11 protein-coding genes and 14 tRNA genes are annotated in these 19,497 nt (G+C 60.7%); 8 read left to right on the forward strand and 17 right to left on the reverse strand.

Features of this window, described 5'->3' with window-relative positions:
• Window positions 1-482 precede the first annotated feature (482 nt).
• From CPZ00_RS05470 to CPZ00_RS05505, 7 genes are all read left to right on the forward strand, one after another.
• Window positions 483-2,351: a hypothetical protein gene (locus tag CPZ00_RS05470; protein ID WP_157744187.1), complete on the forward strand. Its 1,869-nt coding sequence runs from the start codon at window positions 483-485 to the stop codon at window positions 2,349-2,351.
• On the forward strand, window positions 2,348-3,481 hold the full coding sequence (locus CPZ00_RS05480) for a hypothetical protein (protein WP_157744188.1): 1,134 nt from the start codon (window positions 2,348-2,350) through the stop codon (window positions 3,479-3,481). The genes CPZ00_RS05470 and CPZ00_RS05480 overlap by 4 nt, the downstream gene beginning before the upstream one ends.
• Complete coding sequence (locus CPZ00_RS05485) at window positions 3,478-5,424, forward strand: VirB4 family type IV secretion system protein (protein WP_199243396.1); 1,947 nt, start codon at window positions 3,478-3,480, stop codon at window positions 5,422-5,424. The genes CPZ00_RS05480 and CPZ00_RS05485 overlap by 4 nt, the downstream gene beginning before the upstream one ends.
• Complete coding sequence (locus CPZ00_RS15300) at window positions 5,421-6,614, forward strand: hypothetical protein (protein WP_157744189.1); 1,194 nt, start codon at window positions 5,421-5,423, stop codon at window positions 6,612-6,614. The genes CPZ00_RS05485 and CPZ00_RS15300 overlap by 4 nt, the downstream gene beginning before the upstream one ends.
• 29 nt (window positions 6,615-6,643) lie before the next feature.
• Window positions 6,644-7,867 carry a hypothetical protein gene (locus tag CPZ00_RS05495; RefSeq protein ID WP_096390000.1) on the forward strand — a complete coding sequence of 408 codons (1,224 nt, stop codon included), beginning with the start codon at window positions 6,644-6,646 and terminating at the stop codon, window positions 7,865-7,867.
• Window positions 7,857-10,955, forward strand: a complete 3,099-nt coding sequence (locus tag CPZ00_RS05500) for a TraM recognition domain-containing protein (RefSeq protein WP_172861859.1) — start codon at window positions 7,857-7,859, stop codon at window positions 10,953-10,955. The genes CPZ00_RS05495 and CPZ00_RS05500 overlap by 11 nt, the downstream gene beginning before the upstream one ends.
• Window positions 10,956-11,304: 349 nt before the next feature.
• Window positions 11,305-12,558: a phage NrS-1 polymerase family protein gene (locus CPZ00_RS05505; protein WP_096390001.1), complete on the forward strand. Its 1,254-nt coding sequence runs from the start codon at window positions 11,305-11,307 to the stop codon at window positions 12,556-12,558.
• 251 nt (window positions 12,559-12,809) lie between these two features.
• On the opposite strand, the gene CPZ00_RS05510 is transcribed toward CPZ00_RS05505, so the two are convergent.
• Window positions 12,810-13,199 (reverse strand): hypothetical protein, encoded by a 390-nt coding sequence (locus tag CPZ00_RS05510; RefSeq protein WP_096390002.1) that lies wholly within the window; start codon window positions 13,197-13,199, stop codon window positions 12,810-12,812.
• A gap of 218 nt (window positions 13,200-13,417) precedes the next feature.
• Between CPZ00_RS05510 and CPZ00_RS15575 the strand changes: the two genes are divergently transcribed.
• Window positions 13,418-14,293, forward strand: a complete 876-nt coding sequence (locus tag CPZ00_RS15575; RefSeq protein WP_096390003.1) for a hypothetical protein — start codon at window positions 13,418-13,420, stop codon at window positions 14,291-14,293.
• Between the two features lie 863 nt (window positions 14,294-15,156).
• On the opposite strand, the gene CPZ00_RS05525 is transcribed toward CPZ00_RS15575, so the two are convergent.
• From CPZ00_RS05525 to CPZ00_RS05600, 16 genes are all read right to left on the reverse strand, one after another.
• Window positions 15,157-15,444 carry a hypothetical protein gene (locus CPZ00_RS05525; RefSeq protein ID WP_096390004.1) on the reverse strand — a complete coding sequence of 96 codons (288 nt, stop codon included), beginning with the start codon at window positions 15,442-15,444 and terminating at the stop codon, window positions 15,157-15,159.
• A 60-nt stretch (window positions 15,445-15,504) separates the two neighbouring features.
• Window positions 15,505-15,577, reverse strand: a tRNA-Gly gene (locus tag CPZ00_RS05530).
• A 27-nt stretch (window positions 15,578-15,604) separates the two neighbouring features.
• Window positions 15,605-17,134 (reverse strand): TROVE domain-containing protein, encoded by a 1,530-nt coding sequence (locus tag CPZ00_RS05535; RefSeq protein ID WP_096390005.1) that lies wholly within the window; start codon window positions 17,132-17,134, stop codon window positions 15,605-15,607.
• Window positions 17,135-17,202: 68 nt separating this feature from the next.
• Window positions 17,203-17,277 (reverse strand) — tRNA-Arg (locus CPZ00_RS05540).
• A gap of 485 nt (window positions 17,278-17,762) precedes the next feature.
• Window positions 17,763-17,838, reverse strand: a tRNA-Glu gene (locus CPZ00_RS05545).
• A gap of 28 nt (window positions 17,839-17,866) precedes the next feature.
• A tRNA-Asn gene (locus CPZ00_RS05550) sits at window positions 17,867-17,940 on the reverse strand.
• A gap of 6 nt (window positions 17,941-17,946) precedes the next feature.
• Window positions 17,947-18,019, reverse strand: a tRNA-Lys gene (locus CPZ00_RS05555).
• Window positions 18,020-18,022: 3 nt separating this feature from the next.
• Window positions 18,023-18,095: transfer RNA gene (locus CPZ00_RS05560), tRNA-Glu, on the reverse strand.
• Window positions 18,096-18,130: 35 nt separating this feature from the next.
• Window positions 18,131-18,255 (reverse strand) — tRNA-OTHER (locus tag CPZ00_RS15310).
• A 79-nt stretch (window positions 18,256-18,334) separates the two neighbouring features.
• A tRNA-Leu gene (locus CPZ00_RS05570) sits at window positions 18,335-18,417 on the reverse strand.
• Between the two features lie 40 nt (window positions 18,418-18,457).
• A tRNA-Leu gene (locus tag CPZ00_RS05575) sits at window positions 18,458-18,539 on the reverse strand.
• A gap of 84 nt (window positions 18,540-18,623) precedes the next feature.
• Window positions 18,624-18,694 (reverse strand) — tRNA-Trp (locus CPZ00_RS05580).
• Between the two features lie 5 nt (window positions 18,695-18,699).
• A tRNA-Ser gene (locus CPZ00_RS05585) sits at window positions 18,700-18,784 on the reverse strand.
• Window positions 18,785-18,956: 172 nt separating this feature from the next.
• A tRNA-Pro gene (locus CPZ00_RS05590) sits at window positions 18,957-19,029 on the reverse strand.
• Between the two features lie 253 nt (window positions 19,030-19,282).
• Window positions 19,283-19,356, reverse strand: a tRNA-Asp gene (locus CPZ00_RS05595).
• 6 nt (window positions 19,357-19,362) lie between these two features.
• A tRNA-Gln gene (locus tag CPZ00_RS05600) sits at window positions 19,363-19,438 on the reverse strand.
• Between the last annotated feature and the right edge of the window lie 59 nt (window positions 19,439-19,497).

Genomic DNA, 19,497 nt, shown 5'->3' on the forward strand with positions numbered 1-19,497 from the left:
CGTCTGCCTGGGCAACTCGTGTTCGGAACCGTTTCGAACACAACCTCACCGGGAGCGTTCGAGTCTTGACGCCAACTGTGACCGCTCTCTTGACCCTCGCTGCGATGACCGGACTCGCAGCCGCCCAATCAAGTAGCGGCGGTCTGTGTGGAACGCCTGCAATCGCCCTGTTCGAGTGGGCGGCGCAAACCGGGGCCGGAGTCCTGTTCCTCGGTGGCCTGCTCTACGGTGGGTTCAAGCACGCCCGTGCTGGGATGTCCCGCAACCCGGAACGGTCCAGTGAGCATCGTCGCACCGGTACCATGGCGATGGTCTCAGGGCCTATCTTCGGCCTCATCATCGTTCTCGGCGAACAGGCCGCCGGCGCTGCAGGCTTCAACGCCGCACAGTGTGCCCAACTGACGCCGTGGTTCTGACACAAGGAGACGTACCGAACTGGTCCCGCAGAGGCACGGCAGACACTAACGCCACCGATCATTCTCATGCTTTCCACGACCGATATCGGCGCCGTACCCCATCCCCAAGTCAGTAGCCGTATTGCAGTTGTTCTCGCCGTCGCGCTCCTCCTGACCGGGTTCGTAGCGCCTGCGTTCGCCGCCGAGCCCGGAACGGCGCCTCGCGATCCTCCGGCCAACACAACCACATCGACGTCCTCGAATGGGAGTTCGACAGCAACGCCCTCGAATCATCCCGTCTCGGGAGTCAATGGTTCGGCGAACGCGTCCCAGAATGCGACCTCGTACGCGCCCTGCACCGGCAAAGGGCCAATTCGAGGTGCGATCTGTAACGTCATCGAAAACGCCAAGCGAAGCATCCTCGGTGGCGCGCTCGACGCAACGCAGAAACTCGCGCGTAGCACTGTCGAGCTGATCCTCCGCCGACCAGTGCCGATGCGCGGCAGCGAGATCGTGGTCTTCAGGCCCCCGACGAACCAGCCACTAGCCGGCGCGTACAACGGGTGGACGTCGGTCGGCCTGCCGCTCGGGTTCCTAGTATGGATCGTCGGTGCCGGCGTTGCACTCGCGAGTCGATTTCGGCCGGAGGCCACGTTCGCGACACAGGGCTTTCTGATCGAACAGAACCTCGTCCGAAACCTCCTGCTCACTCTCGGTTCATGGTGGGTCGGGGCGTTTATTCTGCATCTCGCAAACGGCTTGATTCTCGCCGTCGCACCGCGTGGAAATCAGCTGGTAATGGGCCCTCAGTCCGGCATCGGGACCCTCCTCGGGACGGGCCTGCTCGCAGGGTTGCTCTGGGTTGCGACGGCGGCGATCGTAACTATCCTCCTCATTTCGACCCTTCTCGCGTATTTCCTCTGTCTCACGTTCATGGTCTTCCTGCCGGTGTTCTCGGCGCTCATGCTGTTCGACACCGGCAGCGTGATGCAGACGATCGGACACTTCGGTCAGAAGGGATGGAGTATCTTCATCCGTGCAGCATTCTTCCCGCTCCCGGCGGCGCTCGTCCTCGGTGCGGGGGCGTACATCGCGACCGGGACGATGGGCTTCGTCGAAAGTGCGGTCGGAGTTGCTGGCTTCAGTACGGTCGCCGGTACGATCGCGTTTGCCATCGTCACCTTCGTGACTCAGCTCGCGGCGCTGGTTGCGACCCTCTGGATGCTCTTGGGGTCACGAGCAGCCAGGACGGCCGGCGGCATCATGGCCGGCATCGGTGGTGCAGCCATGTATTCACGAGCGAAATCCGGTGCAAAGACGCTCGCTGGCAAAGCGTCGATGCCGAACGTCGGCGGCGCGAGTTCAGCCGCCAGTGCGGCCGCAAGCAGTGGTATTCCCAGCGATCTGTTTGATCGGGTGACGTCCAGTCGGAACGGAAATGGAAGCGGTGCCGCACTCGGAGCCGAGAGTGGTACCAACGCTGCCGGCGCGATCGGTCCTGGGACGTCTAGTAGCAGTGGCGGTGGTCTCGCTTCCGTAGGAACGCCAACCGGCGGTCGCCCAAGCTCTGGTGGTACTACGACTGGCAGCAGCTCCAGTGCTAAAACTGACGTAAGTGCCGATGCCATCGAGGGATTCGACTTAGTTGTAGTCGACGGAGAGGGAGACCTCTCGGACGGACAACGGTACCAACCCGGATACGTCTCTGATGGTGAGTTCCAGCCAATCGAATCTAAGGGGCAGACTCGACAGCTAATCGTTCGGGAGCACGACCGGTTTGCCGCTGCCTACGACTCAGACGGTGACCATCCAGGTGTCCTCCACCGGGGCGAAGATGGAATCTTGTACGATACGAAACCAGTTGCCGGCGAGGACTGGGGTGTTAGTGCGGCCGAGGAGACGCAGATCAGTCGTGACTCGGTATTCGACGCTCGCGGTGAGGGAGGGTCGCAATGAGGGACCTTGGTCCAGGAGGCGACCGTCCAGAACGCCGGATTCTCGATGACGTTGGCTCTGACTCAGGATTCCTCGCATTCACTGATGTGTCGAATGCCGACCTCCTGTTTCTCGTGCCAGCGCTCATCGTCGCGATGGTCACGCTCGAAATCGTCGTCATCGTGACCGGCCGGTTCTTCGTTGGCGTCGCGCTCGCGCTCGCCATTCTCGGTCTCGCTGGCGCGTATGTGCACGTTTGTCCCGACCACCGAACTCCAGTCGGCCTCATCACCGCGTTCGTCGCCCACCATCGACGAGAGAACACTATGACATTCACCAACACAACCGCTGAGACAAGTACCGAGACGCCACCGGATGCACGGGAGCTGACCCACGTCCGCGCGGTCGAACCAGAAGCCGAAGCGATTCGTCGCCAGGACGAAACCCTCGTCGGTGCAGTCCGCATCGACCCAGCAAACCTCGCGCTCGCTGACCAAGCCCAATGGAACAGAGCAGCCCGAGGACTTGGCGCTGTCTTGAATGCACTCGACTATCCGGTGCAGATACACTCGTCGGCGCGGCGCGTCGACCCAGCTCGGATGACCGCTACGTACGACGACCGCCGGACCGACCCTGACGTCAAGTCGACGCCAGCACTCTCCGAAATCGTCGAGGTGTACCGTCGACGCCGACCGCAGGAGTTCCACGAACGCGGAACGAGCGTCCGCCAGTACCACGCCATCGTCCCGGTCGGAATTCAGGAAGTCAGCCTCGAGGACAATACGTGGGTTAGCCGCCTGCAGAGTCTCCCGCTCATCGGGAGCTCCCTTGGTTCAGTGGTCGCCGATGTGTTACTGCGAGATGAGCGTCGCGAAGCGATTGAGGAGCGGCAACGCACGATCCTTCGTGACCGGCGCACCCACCTCACGGAGCAATTGACGAGTATCGAAGGCGTCTCCGCCCATTCCGTTACTGCGGCAGACCTCGCCACGCTCGTCGAGGAATACTGGTCCGGCAGCCGGGCCGAGTACCCTGACGACGGTCCTCACCTTCGCACGACGCCCGTAATCATGAGCGAACAAGACACCAAAGAATCGCACCCATCGACCGACACTAGGGGTTCCACTGCAACGGATGGTGGCCGGCTATGAGCGTGTTCTCTCAACTAGGTGCACTCATTCCGGGAATCAGTACCGAAACGACAGCAGACGACGGGACTGAAGACGCACCCACTGACGTTGGGACTCACCCCCACCGGGAAAGGATGCACGCGACACGAGTCACACCCTCCGGTATCCGTCTGGAGACCGACGCGGCACGAACGGGCGAGCGGTGGGTCAAGGTTTTGTTCGTGACGGGATTCCCGGAGACTGCGTCGCCAGGGTTGCTAGACCGTATCTGCACCCATCCCAGCGCGGACGTCGATGTGACGATCTACGCCGATCCGGAGGATCCTCGAACGTCGCTCCTGCGGTTCGAGAGCGCAATCAAGTCGCTCAAAGTGGACCACATCGAGGCGCAGGATCGCGGCTCAGCAAAGGCGACAGTGACTGAGCGCCGTATCCGAGACCACGAAGCAGTGTACACACAGCTGCAGGAGAACGCCCAGCGTATCCTCGATGTCGGTGTCTATCTGACCATCCGCGGTGACTCGAAAGAGCAGGTCGAGACCACTGTTTCCAGTATTCGTGGTGAACTGCAGCGTCAGCGATTGACGACGAAGTCCGCAGCGTATCGACAGGGTGATTCGCTGGTGACGGGAAGCCCGGTCGCGAAGGACGACCTCGGACAGACGACGCCCATGCTCGGACAAGCCGCCGGTGCGTTGTTTCCATTCGCTGCGAGCACTACTATCGAAGAGAGCGGCGTCCTCTACGGCTATCACGCAACGACCGACGCCCCCGTCTATCTCGATCGATTCTGTCGTGAGAACGGGTACAACGTGCTGGTCGCCGGTGAGATCGGTTCGGGGAAGTCGTACGACACCAAACGACTCCTACTTCGCCGCGTAGCGAAAGACCGCGATACAGACATCGTCATGATCGACCCGGTCGGTGGGTTTGCGAGTCTGGCAGCTGGTCTCGATGCTGAGCACTACGTCATCGGCGGCACCCGGACGGTCAACCCACTCGAGATCAGGCCGACACCGGACTACCTCCTCGAACAGGAAAACGTCAGTCCGTTCATCGAGCGCATTAGCGCCGTGATGGCCTTCTTCGAATCGTTCTTCGGGTACATCGGTGCTCCACTCGGCGACCGACGGCAGGTTCTTGAGCGGTGTATTCGGGAAGCGTACGCCCAGAACGGCATCACGGCCGACCCGACGACCCACCATCACGAAAGTCCCGAGGTGGGAGACGTGCGGACTGTCCTCGGTGACGTCGCTGCCGACCCAACCGAGGTCCTCAACGGCGACGATTACTCAGACGGTGAACTCGACAAGTGGCAGAGTCACGCCGAGGATCTCCGCCTGAACTTGGAGCCATTCACGTCCGGCGGTCAGTTCGCATTCCTGAATGGGCAGACCGAGGTCGATCTCACCGGGAGCCGTGTTATCTATCTCGACTTGAAGCAGTTCGGCGGTGGCTCCGACGAAGCACTCGCGGGACTCGTGATGCAACCGATGTACGACGCCGTCTACGAGCGTCTTAAGGCCGCAACAGGCAACACGATCATCGCCATCGACGAGGCCCACTACCTCGTCGAGTCACCGGGGAGTGTCGAGTGGCTCAAACGAACGACCCGCCATTCTCGCCACCTCAACCTGTCGCTGCATTTCGTCACCCAGGAACTCGCCGACTTCTACGATACCGACGGAGCCGAGACGTTCATCAACCAGTCGTCGATCAAGCTCCTCCACCGCCAGGGGAACCTCACTCCCGAACACGCCGACGCGCTTGGTCTGACCGACGCACAGGCCACGTTCGTCCGTGACGCTGTTGTCGGCAAGGAAGGTCTTGGGTTCAGCACTGCCCTTCTTGATGTCGACGAGGGGGGAACCTACCCACTTCGTGTCACCGCACTTCCCGAGGAGGAAGCAATCATCGAAGCGAACGGTACTCCCAGTGGCCGAAATGGAGGTTCGGCGCAATGACCGGGTTTGCGCTCTTCGATACGGTTCCCGACGGTGACCGTCGCGGCATGAGAACCAATACAGTTCGCGCGACATGTTCTCACATGGACCCCGACGAGTACACACCCATCAGGGAAACGCGGCGGACGGCGGATGTCCGCACGCCTCTGACACTGGAATATGATCTTCCAGCAGTGATGGACGAGGTACTCGGACGGGAAAGCGCCACTTGCGAGGCCTGTCAGGAAACAGTGCATCACCCCGTAGGTGGCGATTTAGAAGATGGTGAGCCGTTCGTCATTCGAGATATCGTCGACAACGTATACAATATCGAAAATCGGGTTCTTCTGTGTCACTCGTGTGCGAATCGCCCGACTGACGCGTGGAAGGCCGACGTCTGCGCCAAGCGAGTTCGTGAGCGCGACCATCCGCCTACTTGGCGTGATTATGTTGCGTACTGGCTGTCGGATCCGACTGCGACGTCGCTCTTCGCCCGTCGTATGGCCGGATGTCTCGTCGGACTAGTCGTACTTCTTGCACTCGTCGCCTCCATAACCGGCGTCGTTGGAGCTCTCAGTGATACCGTCGCTACCGGCTGGGCTTGGGCTCGCGTAGTCGTCACGGCTGCCAGTGAAGTCTCGTCCACACTTGTTGCCCACCCGTGGATTGTCGGCGGCCTCGTTGGTGTCGGGTATACCACCCATACGGTCGAGCGCATCCGATACGATCCGCGCGGGTACTGCTCCCGTGAACACCGTCCGTGGGTAATTCTCCTTCTTGCAGGTGTAACTGCAGGCATCGGTGCACTCGGCCTTCTATCCCTTTCGACAGGCTTGCTTCCTGCAACACCGCTTGCGCAGCTATTCACGGCAATTGTCTGGCTACTCGGCGCTGCTGGTGTCGCTTGGTATGTCGATCTCTCGATTCGCCACGATCTCGCTATCGGTATCTGGCGACCTGCTCGCGGGTGGTGGATGATTGCTGGTCGAGTCGGACTACTGCCCGGTCTGGTAGCCATCGTCGCTGGCATCCCGTTCTCCAGCGTCGTCGCTCCGACCACGACAGGATTTCTCGCTGCGATTCCTGCTGGCGTTGCGCTCGCGTTCGTGGGATTGCGGCTTCCATACGACTCCCAGGCACGCGATGCCGTCCTCAACGTCCTCCCCGAATGGATGCTCACCGTTCTCACCGATGACCGTCGCCGAGACTAGCACGCCAACCACGTACGACCTTTCCGACAATGTTCCCGACAACTACGACGGCAACGCCGACTAGCACCGATCTCACACCAGACCTCATCGAACGGGTCCACGAGGCGACCGACAATGAGTCTCTGATCCGTATTCGACCCTATCCCGAGACCGACGGCATTGCAGCAGGGCCGCGGTTCCTCCGTGGCTTCCATACCGCACCCGCCGGGTCACTCCATCGAGGGGACGCACCGGTCTACGCCGCTGAAATCTGGTTCACCGATGGGAAGCTCCAGTTCTATCTTCGGGCACCCGATCTGCAGGACGCGATTGCCCTCGTCAACGCACACTACCCCAACAGTGACACACAGCAGGTTACCGGCACTGGGTTCCCGGACGTCTCCCCGGAGCAGTCCGTCGCTGGCTGCCACCTCGAGCTCCGACAGGACGCCACGTATCCAGTCAAACACCTCGATTCTCGTCCGCCACTCGATGACGACCCCTACCGAACGATCCTCTCCCGCCTCATCGGCGGTGACGACGAGACGACCGTCCTTCAGACCGTGTTTATGCCAGTTACCCGGACGTGGACACGGCGAGGGCTGCTCGGTCGGGTCGGAGGCGGCGACGTTACTCACATCGCAGAAGCCCGTCGGCAGGGTACCGTCGAAGGGTATCTACACCCCCAGGTGTTCCAGTCGAAACGCGACACTCAGGCCGCCGACGATATTGTGGCTCAACTGGGTCGCCCGGCGTTCGCGACGACGATCCGTGTCGTGACCATTGCACCGAACGCTTCGACAGCCGAGCACCGACTCAGCCGCGTTGCCGACGCGGTCACCGCACTTGATCACGAGCACACCAACCAGGGGTTTATCCCTCGATACGCATCTGCATCTCATCTCCCGGCCGTCCTCGAGACTACCGCGATGCGCGCACTCACTCCCAACAGCTGGTTCAAACGTGCGCTGTGGGGGCGGATGAACGTCCTCACATTACGCGAGCTCGCTGGACTCGTCCATCTTCCCAACGAGGCTGTGGAGAACCCGACTGTGGACTGGTCACAGACAGCCGCTGGAGTCGGCGTCCCAGCTGATGTTCCCGCATTCTCAGCACGGATGTCCGCTGGAGGTGTTCAGCCTGACGACCAGACGCGGGCTGACGACCATGGTTCCAAACGGGAATCGACTGACAATCACGAGTTCGAGCAGTACGTGGCCAGTGGAAACACCGGTGCGGATGAGATCGGGCAGGGAGGCGATGATGGTGTTTGAACGGCTCTTCGGAAATGACGAATCCACCGAACCGGAGACAGAACCAGCAGACGCAGCTCAGGCGGACGGCGAGGCCGCTATCTCCGAACTCGAATCCATGGAAACGGATTCGACCTCCGGTCCAGATGCATCTCTCCACTCACGATTGGGAGAGTCGTACGATGTCTCAGTCACCGATACTGCCTCCGTCGGTGGGAAACCCATCATCACCGATACAGCAACCGAGGGCGTCGTCGCTGGCTCCTACGTCCGGGACATGTTCGAGGCAGGAGCCGAGACCGCTCAGGCTCCCCTGTGGATCGGCTACGACGAGGACGCACACCGCGGGTTCCGCGAGGCTCCACTCCGCTTCGAATCGCTCTTCCGCCACCTCTGGATCACGGGCACCACTGGTTACGGCAAGACCACTGCGTTGCTCAACATGATGGTCCAGTGGGCATACGCTGGCTACGGATTCGTCTACGTCGACCCGAAGGCCCGTGACTCCCGTGAACTCCTCCGGATGCTCCCCGAGCACCGCCTTGAGGACGTCGTCTGGATCGAACCGGGGTCGGTCGAACATGACCGCACGGTCGGACTCAACTTCCTCGAGCTCCCCGACTGCGACACCACGACAGAGCGTGAGAACGAGATCGAGAATCGCATCGAGAACCTGAAAGCGATCTTCGACACGGACGAGTACTGGGGCGTGAACATGGAGTCGATCACCGAGTCGATGGCGCGCGCCATGATGCAGTCCGACCGGCCGTTCTCGGTGATCGATATGTACTTCACGCTGTTGAACGCCGAGCGGCGCGAGGAGTTCGCCCTCGACGTCGACGACCCCTACGTGCGTGAGTTCTGTCTCGAAATCGCCCAGATGGACGACGAGACAGTCCGTCCGCTACTCAAGCGCATCAAGTCGTGGGTCGAGAACGCAGTCATTCGGCGAATCATCGCCCATCGTGAGAGTACGATCGACTTCCGCGACATCGTCGCCAACGACCGGATTGTCATCGTCTCGACGCCCGTCGAGAATACGGACATCAAGAAGATGGTCACGCTCGGCGTGATGCGGAACCTCTGGAGCGCCATCCAGCACCGATCCTATGGACAGGATGCCGAGCCCGACCCGTACTTCGTCCTCTGTGACGAGTTCGACGACATCGCGAGCGAGAACCTCGACATCGAATCGATGCTCGCCCGTGCCCGGTCGATGCGCCTCTCGGTCACCCTGGCGTCCCAGTACCCCTCGCAGTTCGACGAAGACACCCTCAAGTCGATGCAGAACAACTGCGACACGCTCCTCTCCTTCTCAGTGAACGACGTCGACGACGCGCGGCTTCTGATGAAACGGTTTCAGGGCTATACGGCCGAGGACCTCATCTCGACTGATCAGTACCAGGCCTGGACGAAGCTCCCACTGGGTGGAGGCCAATACTCCGATCCCGTCCTGATTCGGTCGTTCCCACCCTATCCACCGCTCCGATCGGCCGACGCCGTCGACGACATCATCGAACAGAGTCTCGCTCGGTACGGGACTGACCCCTTGACCGATGCAGAGATTCTACAGAACCTCCTCTACAGCGACTCGAACGACGCCGCGAACCCAGAGAAGGTGCTGGCCGAGACGATGGCAGAAGCCATCCGTGCAGTACAGCTCCGGGAGGGTGTCCGCGAGGAGAACGGCTGGGTGGAAACCACCGCCGTCGATGACGAACTACTGCAGCGTCTCGATCGTGACGACGAGGCCCATCTCGACATCGAGGTCGACCCCGTCGACCTGCTGGACGTCCGTGACACCTCCCGGTTGATCGAGGTCGACCTGGACGTGGAGGCCGACATCGTCGTGGCGCGGCTGTCCGAGGACGGCGAGGATGTAATCCGACCCGAGACGGGGACTGTCCGGGCAGCTGGTGGGGCGGAACACGACGCCTTACTCACCGACACCGAACGTGCCCTCACCGAACGCGGGTTCAGCGTCAGCATTCTCGAGCAGGATGGGAGTGCACAACCGGACGCAACGGCGACTCACTCCGCATTCGAGACCACGTTCACCATCGAAGCCGAGACGACGACACCCGACCGGCCCGTGAAGGTTCTCCGGAACCTCGCACGGGCTCGCGAGGCAGGTCGAACGCCGATCTTCGCCGTCCGGCCAGGAGATACGACAGCCCAGACGGCGGCCCGGGTCGAGAACATCTGCTCGCCACCCATCCGGGAGATGGCCGACGGTACCGAGCGATTCTACACCTGCGATGAGCGCCTGACATTCGGTGGTGGCGCGACGACCCGTGGAGGCGTAACGGCTGTTCGACCACGGAAAGGGGACTCGAACCGGACGGTCTGGATGCGCGATGACGACGAGTACGTCCTCTCGGACGGTGAGACAGAATTCGCTTGCATCCCGGCAGACAGCCAGCTCTCCAAAGACGCCCTCCCGGCGACGTACAGCTACGACCGAGAGACTGGGAAGTATACAGTGTACGAGCCAGGTGAAACCCACTACTACGACTCGAAAGCGGAGTTCCAGAATGCGTGGGTCCCGGTGAAGCGTTCATTCATCCCCAATGACGAACTGCCGGACGGAACGGTGGACCGGGATGCCTTCGTCGTCGTGGTTGTCCCTGCAGACGGACAACCGGTGGTCTACCAGAGCGGTCGCACATACGCCCTGTCGGACTGCCTCGATGATGGATCACTCTGGCCAGCCTCCGAGACAGGTGGAGACGTCCCCGATGTGGACTCGGCTGCGGGCGACGGTTGTCTCGGTGCTGAAACACCTCCCCCGGTGGCTGCCGATCCGTCGGTTGACCTCGACGCAGATAACAATGCCGTCGAAGCGTTCGCCGCCATGTACGTTCGCGAAGCCCCGGACGCGATGGTCTCGGAAGACCGTCTCTTTGAGTCGTACTCTCACTGGCTCGCCCAGCATGACCTCGACGGGACGACTGACAAAGGATGGTTCACCCGGAAGCTGGGGAAGGTCGTCGACTTCGAGACCGAACGGGCGCGCCAGGATGGGGACCGAGTCCAATTCTACACGGGAATCACCCTGACGCCAGACAGCAAGATGCTCCTCGACTCAGACAACCAACCAGATTCATGACACAGTTCAATCTCCGAGTTTCCAGTGCCGACGGGCAGCAGAAGCGAGCATGTCCAACCTCGGATTCGTGCCCCGCTCGGGCCACGAATGCTGGCTTTCCCACCAGTGTCCAGCCAGAGTGTCCAACCAGCGCATTCGACCAACGATGGGTGTCCATACAGAACCGCGGTACGGCGTACCTGTCCAACCAGACGCCTCGTCACAACCAACTAGTAAAGACTGAACTGAAGTCTCGAAAGACAGGGGGACCTAGGGGCTGGCTGCAACGACCGGGGTACTACCCATCATATCAGAATGGGTACATCGTTTTGGGAACGCCGACTGCGGACCGCTGGCAGGGGTGGGACGGATGACCGCCGAGTGCTCAATGAACTCCGGTGTGCTTCCAGCAGCGCTCCGGGAGCGCGACCAGTGGGTGTGCTGGCGAGCCGAAGAACGGGATGGCAAACAGACGAAGGTTCCGGTGACACCCGAGAGAGGATCGTTCGCATCGGCGACCGACCCGGACACGTGGACTGCGTTCGAGGCAGCACGCGACGACGTCGCAGCAGGGAATGCCGACGGCGTCGGGTTCGTCTTTACCGACGACGACACAATCGTCGGCGTCGACCTCGACGACTGTCGCGACCCAGAGACTGGCGACGTCGACGACACCGCACGGGACATCATCGAACGGCTTGACTCCTACACGGAGATTTCGCCGTCCGGAACCGGCTACCATGTGCTGATCACCGGTGACCTTCCTGACGGCCGGAATCGACGGGGGAGCGTCGAGCTGTACGACACGGCTCGGTTCTTCACCGTCACTGGCGACCACGTCGACGTCACTCCCGGACGCATCGCGCGTCGACAGGATGCCCTCGAGGCGATTCACCGCGAGTACATTCAGGAATCCGAGTCAGACACGACGTCCGAGACAGACCGTCTCGATCCTGTGGCCGAGGACGCGTCTGAACCGACAGTCGATGTCGATCTCGAAGACGAGGAACTCTTACAGAAAGCGCGGAACGCCTCGAACGGAAAGAAATTCGAACGTCTCTGGTCGGGGGATACCACCGGATACGACAGCCATTCGGAGGCCGACATGGCGCTGTGTTATCTCCTGGCGTTCTGGACTGGCGGCGATCGGATGCGGATAGAGCGGCTGTTCCGCCAATCGGGACTCCATCGCGAGAAGTGGGATGATGTCCATTACGCCGATGGATCGACGTACGGCGAAAAGACAATCGAGAGAGCGATTGCAAACACGTCGGAGTTCTACGACCCGGACGCCGGCAACGAGTCCACACATACGTCCACCAATACAGCCGAGTCATCTGTCGATGCCACCCGTGACGAATCAGGTCGGAGTCGTACGTACCTGACTGAGAAAAATCGGTTATTGACTGAACGCGTCGACGAACTCGAGGCGACGCTCGAACAGAAAACCGAGCGGATTGGTACCCTCGAAGCAGAGATCAAACGACTCAACGCTGAGCTGGCCGCCCGTGACCGAGAGGCGGAACATACTCAGGAGGAGCAATCCACTACTACGAGCGAGAACGAGGTTGATTCAGAGGTACCATCTGTATGGAGGCGATTATTCGGAAGTCATTCCAAGTAACGGTGTGACCTCAATGAAGCGTCATTCACCCCGATAGGGGGTGACGGGGTTATCGAACTGTTCCGAGCCAAAGTCTGCAATCTGAGCGACAGCGCGACCGAGACCGCGATAGTGATCACCACCCAGCCGAGGCCGACACAGCGACACCGCGGTGAAGTTCTACGAGGATGTTGTACGGTTAATTGACCCAGAGGTGCTAGCCTACAGTCCCGTATCTGAGGAATGAGTCCAACCAGAAGCGATTGTAGCAGTCAGTCTTTCTCGCACATATATAACGCCAGTCCGATGCCAATACTGGCAACGACCAGACCGAAGAACATCTCTCGCGTCTCGAAGGTTATCGAGTAGAGATCGAGCTGGTAGACGAACACTGGAGCGAAGAACGCAACCGCACAAGGAGTGAGAACGAGATACCGGTCGACGGTCTGGTTGTATCGGATAATGTCCTTGAGTGAGGTAGCATTGCTGTTCCTCATATTGATGTAGAGTCGGCTGACGACTGCAGCGAGGGCCAGTGATTGGGCAGCAACCATTTCACCAGTTATACTCGATACGAACCACTCCAGCGAGTACCCAATCACCACTGCACCGATGGCGTTCACCATGAACTCGACGTGAGCCGTGTCACGCTGGCTCGACATGGGGATACCCGATCCCATCTGGGTGGCTCTGTTGAAATCCTTCAGAGCTGACAGTGGGGAGAGCGACTCTCCCGACCGGTTTTCGCGTATCCGATGCGAAACGAACTTCTCAGCAAACCGCAAGACGGCAAGGGGGTTTCAACAAAGCCGGATTATCATTAATCTCCTGCCCAACAAACTGGGTTAATAAGCACCGACAAGTAGTACTACGTACGCAGATGGGCCACGTCTACTACCACCATCCCGGTGACAAGCAGTTCTCTCTTGACTTCGTGCATCCGGACCCTGCCGAAGTCGTCTCGCAGATCGTCGGATACGACGACGACGTCGCCGTGAAGGTCCAGTCTTACGAGATCGATGAAGCGTTCTACGTCGTCTACACGTCCCGCGTCGGTGGTGGGCCCGTTCGTGAGATCGACTTCGATCTCAAAGCGTCACTCGCGAAGATGAGCGAGGACAATAGCACCATCGTCGTTCGGTTGCTCGAGATCTACCGCGCCCTCATCGCTCAGAACGAGGAAGAAGAAGGCGTTCCTGTCGAGGCATACAAGCAAATCGACGTCGACGCGCTACCGGACGTGCTTGATCGGACGTCCTGGGAGGGCTCAGCAACAGCCGTTGCAGGTCGGCTTGCCTCGAACCTGATTCTGAAACACGCACTTCCGAACGCCAACCACCGGACTGCTGTCGCACTGGTTCAGTTCTACCTCCGACGTCTGAGCCCGGACTTCTCGATGCCGGAAACGTCCGTCGAAGTCGACCCAGAATCGTACGATTGGCGGGAGTGGGTGAACGAGTACATCAACGAATCGAAGCGGCTGTTGACCGTTCGGCGCAAGAACATCCTCTTCAAGCACCTGTACCGCTTCGGCGCGAGAACGCTTGAGCGGAAACACGCGGTCGAAATTGACCTGACTGCATACGAGCTGGATATGTACCCGAGTGAGGCGAAGGTCGTCTACGCGGAGCAGCACGAAGACCTCTGGATCGAGTTCGTCGAGGAGGCCGTCGAACGGGCAGGCTATCCGGAGCTGAAGGAAACGCCGGGGCTATCGAAATCAGCGTTCGCTGAAAAGATTCGGAACCTCGACTAAGCGGCTCTGTTAGTCTTGGAGCGTGGCGACTGTTCGGCCCGTTTCCTCGGCCTCTTCGCTGCGCGACATATTGTATGCCGCGAGCGCTTCGTCAACCGCCTCATCAAGACTCATTGGTCAACCTAATCTTGACTCTTCCAGCGTATAAACGCTTGGATGGCCAAGAAGAGACGCTAAGAAATCGAAATCAAGCTTCACGGTCTCTGAAGTGCAAATTTCACCCACTATTTGCTTCGAGAGTTACTTCGTGAGATGGGAGTCTGCATGATGCAATCGGAAGGACTTGGCGTGGAACCGTTGATATAGAGAAATATCACACCGTATCAGCATGATTTGGTAGCATGAGCGCCAGACGCTTGCTTATTCCAGGTTTTCATTAGCGCTGGTCATCCAGAATTCTGGATCCGGAAGAGACACACCTCAATCGATTTGTTGTGAGAGACCACCAAACCCTAGAGACGCACCCCTATCGACTTGTTATCGGTGCCGAGAGAGCTAGACCGCTGCAGCACCCTCGCCCCTATCGATTTGTTCCGTATCGATTCGGTCCCTCTCTACCCAGTTAACCAACAAAAGCTGTTGTTCAACAGTCCCGTTGGTTAAGGAAGATCGTACTAATATCGACCTCTATAGTGCGATGTTCAGAATGATCCACTATTGGTCCCCCCACAGCGGTTTTCCTGAGTTACTCTTCGATTCCGCGAACATCGATATTCCGCCATTCGAGGTTGCGATCCTCGAATGCGTCTTTCACCTTCTCAGGGTCAACGTCGTCGCTAAACTCGTGCTCATTCTACTGCCCACCGCCAACGCCCTTGTTGTGGTCGATGGTGTGCACAAAGCCGCTAATTTCTATAGAGATGTCACAGTCCGATCGATTCGAGACCAGGGACATCGGCCAGCCGCGCCCTCACCTCGGTATCGGTTATCCTTGTAGTCCAGTGAAGGGTGGCACCGACCGTGATGACCGTTGCGGAAAGCTGCGGCTCGATACCCTGCAACTCGTCAACCGTGACGTCAGCGACACCTTCAGCCCGCAAGAGGCGCTCCGTGGCATCGGTAACCAGGTCGCTGTCCGTTCCACATGGAATACGGATCGTGACGACAGCGGTCGTAATCGATTCGGGGTCGTTGTCACTGGTGGTTGCCATGGTGTCACCTCTCTCAAGGAGCGTCGCACGGGCTGTCTGATCTACGAGCTACGCTCCGAGTGTGCGAGGGACGATTCGAACGCCCGTCTCGGTCGTGGCACGACCGCGTGATACCGAGCTACACTACTCGCACTCGACGAAGAAAAACGAGAGAACAGCGTTAGTCAGGCTCGAATGTGCCAATCTCATCGATGACCTGCATCGAGTTCTCGGCGTATTCGATGAACGAGAGCACGTTCTCCGACCAGCCCGAGATATTGTAGACGTTCTCGTACCCCTCCGGGGTTACGAGATCGCCGTACGCCGCGAGGTCGACCAGGTACAGCGCGGTGTCCGCCGTGACCTCGTCCCGGTAGGCGTCGAATGCCGCCTTGACCGTCTGGTTATCGCGCGCCGTGAATGGCGTGCTGTCCCAGATCTGCATGTCGGTGAAGACCACGATTCGCTCGACGGGGTCGCCTCGGTCGCGAAGGTACTCCAGCGCCTTCCAGCCGTTCGTCGAATTCCCGACGTCCTCGTCGATACCCAGGACCGCTTCTTGGCGTTGCAGTACTGGCGTGTCGACGTGCATCGACACGGGCTGGAAGTCGTCACCGAACCCGCCGACCTCGGCACCTTGGTCGGCCAGGATCGCACCGAACAACGCACCAATCTCCTTCAGTCTGAGCGTGCTGTTCTTGGACAGCGTCATGTCCATTGACCCTGAGAGGTCCACGGCGACGAACGTGTCTCCGAGTCCGTCAGGCACCGTCTCGACAGCGACGTCGATTGCGTCCTCCAGCCACCGCTCGACCGCCGGTGCCTGCACGTCCGCATTCTGGAGCGCGGTGTACGCCTGGTAGTACCGGAACGGGTACAGCGGCGCGTGCCGCACCGCTCCCAGATCGAGGTGACTCACGACGGTGTCCTCATCGACGCCGGCTTCGAGCATGTTCCGGAGGTTCCGGATCGATGCGAAGATCGGCAGCGTGTACGCGTCGTCGTCGAGGAGCGTCTCCCAGGCGTCCTGGGTGTTGCCGCGCTCGGAGATGACCGTCTCCCACGTGTTCGGCGACGGCAGTGGTTCGGCGTCGGGATAGTCGTCGAGGTCGCCGCGCATGAACCGCTCGAACAGCACCTCCTGATCGGCGTCGACCGGCTTGGGGTGGACGCGATTGAACACGTCGTGCAGCGTCACCTCGCGCCGCGACAGCTCGTACTTGCCTAGGGTGTAGGCGTCGGCCATCGAGACGAGCGCGTCCTCGATGCCCCGTCGAAGCGGCCATGGGGCAGTCCCGCCGAACAGCTGGTCGTGGATCGCGAGCGCGGTCGCCGTCTCGTCCATCCGCTGGATGATCGCCGGTGCCCACTCGCGGATGAGTGACTCGGAGGAATCGTCCTTGAACCGGTCGTCGTTGGCTGCCAGCACGAGCAGGACCTGTGGGATGTCCCGCAGGTAGAGTTCCTGGCGCGCGTACGCGGCGAGTTGCAGGACGAACTCCGGGTCCTCATCTGCCGCCGCGTCGAACCGTCGGACGACAGCAGCGAGTTGCTCGTCATCGGTCTCGTAGAACGAGCCCTCTAGCAGTTGGTTGATCGTGCGCTTGTACAGTGCGAGTCGAGGGTCGGAAGGCTCGAACGCTTCCCCACCTTCGTAGTTGGTGGTTCGCGTCGCCTCCGCGACCGTTTGCTTTGGCTTGTTGAATTCCATACTATCACTCGGAGCCGCAACAGGCGACTCCGATACCGGTGCTGCTCACTCGTGGTGCGAGCAGCGAACGTCCCCGACACGATTTGAACGTGCGGCACCCGGCTTCGAAGGCCGGTGCTCTGTCCTGCCTGAGCTACGGGGACATAGACGTGGCCGGAAAACTGCTGGAGCCTGGACAGCGTGCTGCCAGATTACACTACGGTGGACGAACGGATTCCACCGCCGGGATTCGAACCCGGACTTCCGGCTCCTGAGGCGAAGTATGGCTCCACCTCGACGGCCACGGAATGAGTGACGGCGACCGGAACACTGTCGGAGCGGGATCCGGTGTCGAGAGCACCCACGTGCTCTCTTTGTCCGGGATGTTCTCGATGGTCTGGTAGCCACCGACAGGATTTGAACCTGCGAGTTCCTGGCGAAGCAACGCTCCGAATCGACGGTCGCCACGGGTGGTCGAGAAACTGACGGCGCGACGGGCTATGACTCCCGGTGTGGGCCTTGCGGGCGAAGAAACGCACCGTCTCGCCGACCACCCGCTGATGGGAACTGACAGTGGATGCGTCACCGATCTGCGTCGCTACCTCAATGGTACGGCACAGGATCGCCGCTGTCCACTGCCAGTCCCGAGTGCTCCCGAGGGGAATCGAACCCCCGACCTCCAGCTTGAAAGGCTAGCGTCCCTCGCCAACGGAGACTCCGGGAGCATGACTGCATGGAACCAGTGGATCCGAGCGCCTGGGGAAGGACTCGAACCTCCCGCAACCGGGGTAACAGCCCGGCACCCCCACCTGGGGGGTCTCCCAGGCACCGAGAGGGCCCGACGGGATTCGAACCCGCTATCCTGCGGTTAAAAGCCGCTCGCCTGTCCTCATAGGCTCCGGGCCCACATGCTCCAGCCCGGATTCGAACCGGGGGCTCGGCCGTGAGAGGGCCGTGAGTTTGGCCGCTACTCCACTGGAGCAGGTGTGGCCTCGCCCGCGAAGGGTCATCGGCCAGTGGGACGGGCAGGATTCGAACCTGCGTGTTCTCTTTAAAGGTGAGACGAAGGAACTCTCACCGTCGCACCGGGTCTCCGGTGAAAACTCGGCAAGAGTGTGAATGCCTGGCTCTTCCACCGTCCCGCAGTCTCCCCGGCACGACTCGAACGTGCGTCTCCTCTTCTACAGAGAGGTGTCGTCGCCGCTAGACCACGGGGAGGAGTGTCGCCGCGAGGATTCGAACCTCGGAAGGACCTACGCCAGCGGGTCTGAGCCGCTTCCCGTTGACCACTTGGGTACGGCGACACAGAATGCAGAGCATCGTCTGCCGGTACAGTAACCGGCATGCCGCCACCAGGATTCGAACCTGGGAAGGACTAACCACACGGCCCTCGACCGTGTCCGTTTGACCACTCTGGCATGGCGGCACAGTCAATTCCGCGAGCGGGATTCAGTCTCGTGAATCCCTACGGTGCGAGGTCGTACGCTCGCCGCCGTTGGCTACCGCGGAGTGGGGACGGACTGATTCGAACAGCCATCTCCTGCTCTGGAGGCAGGCGTCGTACCATTGGACCACATCCCCTGTCACGGCGGGAGAGTGATTTGAACACTCGTGCCTTGCGGACGCCGCGCTTCCAACGCGGTCCCTTGGCCGGGCTAGGGAAATCCCGCCAGCGGTGAGACGGAGAGTCGAACTCCGAAGCCTCTCGGCTCTCGGTTTCAAACCGAGCGCGGTCACCTATCCGCATGTCTCACCACGCCATGTCCCGGAGTCGAACCGGGAACCCGTTGCCGGGGCTGGCGTAGCAGGCCAGTGGGGTCACCGTTCCCCAGACACGGCACTCTGAGCCGATGAGGATTCGAACCTCGGTCCTGTACACCCAAGGCACAGACCGTCGTCCGCTGGACTATCGGCTCACATGGACTGCCGAGCGTTCGGCAGTTGTTCATCTCTCTGTACAACTGGTTCCGACTGCGCAACCGCGACCGAGCAGTCCCGATTGCGCGTCTCATCACGGGGGCGTACTTCGGGGAATCCCGGGAATACCACACCGGACCATGTAGGTTGCAGACCCTGCTGGGCCCGTCACCGCCGGAACGACCTGATGATCGCGCCGGCGGCGTGTGCCTACCTCGATGAGTATCCCCACGTGGCCACGCCACGCGTCCACGCCGACGCCGGGATTTGAACCCGGATCACGGCCGTGACAGGACCGTATGATCGCCGAATTACAACACGTCGGCATGCAGTCGCCCCGGCCGGAATCGAACCGGCGACCTCCGGATTCAAAGTCCGGCGTCCCTCGCCAACGGAGACTCCGGGGCTCGACGTAGCCGCAGCTAACGCTGCGGGGGATGCGTACTAGCGACTCGTAGTGCGCTCAG

The organism is Halopenitus persicus (genome assembly GCF_002355635.1).
Classification (GTDB): domain Archaea; phylum Halobacteriota; class Halobacteria; order Halobacteriales; family Haloferacaceae; genus Halopenitus; species Halopenitus persicus_A.

Bases quoted from the DNA above. Each gene is read 5' to 3' on its own strand.
- CPZ00_RS05535 (WP_096390005.1), bottom strand. From the start codon at position 17,134: ATGGAATTCAACAAGCCAAAGCAAACGGTCGCGGAGGCGACGCGAACC.
- CPZ00_RS05495 (WP_096390000.1), top strand. From the start codon at position 6,644: ATGTTCCCGACAACTACGACGGCAACGCCGACTAGCACCGATCTCACA.
- CPZ00_RS05500 (WP_172861859.1), top strand. From the start codon at position 7,857: ATGGTGTTTGAACGGCTCTTCGGAAATGACGAATCCACCGAACCGGAG.
- CPZ00_RS05525 (WP_096390004.1), bottom strand. From the start codon at position 15,444: ATGGCAACCACCAGTGACAACGACCCCGAATCGATTACGACCGCTGTC.
- CPZ00_RS05505 (WP_096390001.1), top strand. From the start codon at position 11,305: ATGACCGCCGAGTGCTCAATGAACTCCGGTGTGCTTCCAGCAGCGCTC.
- CPZ00_RS05510 (WP_096390002.1), bottom strand. From the start codon at position 13,199: ATGTCGAGCCAGCGTGACACGGCTCACGTCGAGTTCATGGTGAACGCC.
- CPZ00_RS05480 (WP_157744188.1), top strand. From the start codon at position 2,348: ATGAGGGACCTTGGTCCAGGAGGCGACCGTCCAGAACGCCGGATTCTC.
- CPZ00_RS15300 (WP_157744189.1), top strand. From the start codon at position 5,421: ATGACCGGGTTTGCGCTCTTCGATACGGTTCCCGACGGTGACCGTCGC.
- CPZ00_RS15575 (WP_096390003.1), top strand. From the start codon at position 13,418: ATGGGCCACGTCTACTACCACCATCCCGGTGACAAGCAGTTCTCTCTT.
- CPZ00_RS05485 (WP_199243396.1), top strand. From the start codon at position 3,478: ATGAGCGTGTTCTCTCAACTAGGTGCACTCATTCCGGGAATCAGTACC.
- CPZ00_RS05470 (WP_157744187.1), top strand. From the start codon at position 483: ATGCTTTCCACGACCGATATCGGCGCCGTACCCCATCCCCAAGTCAGT.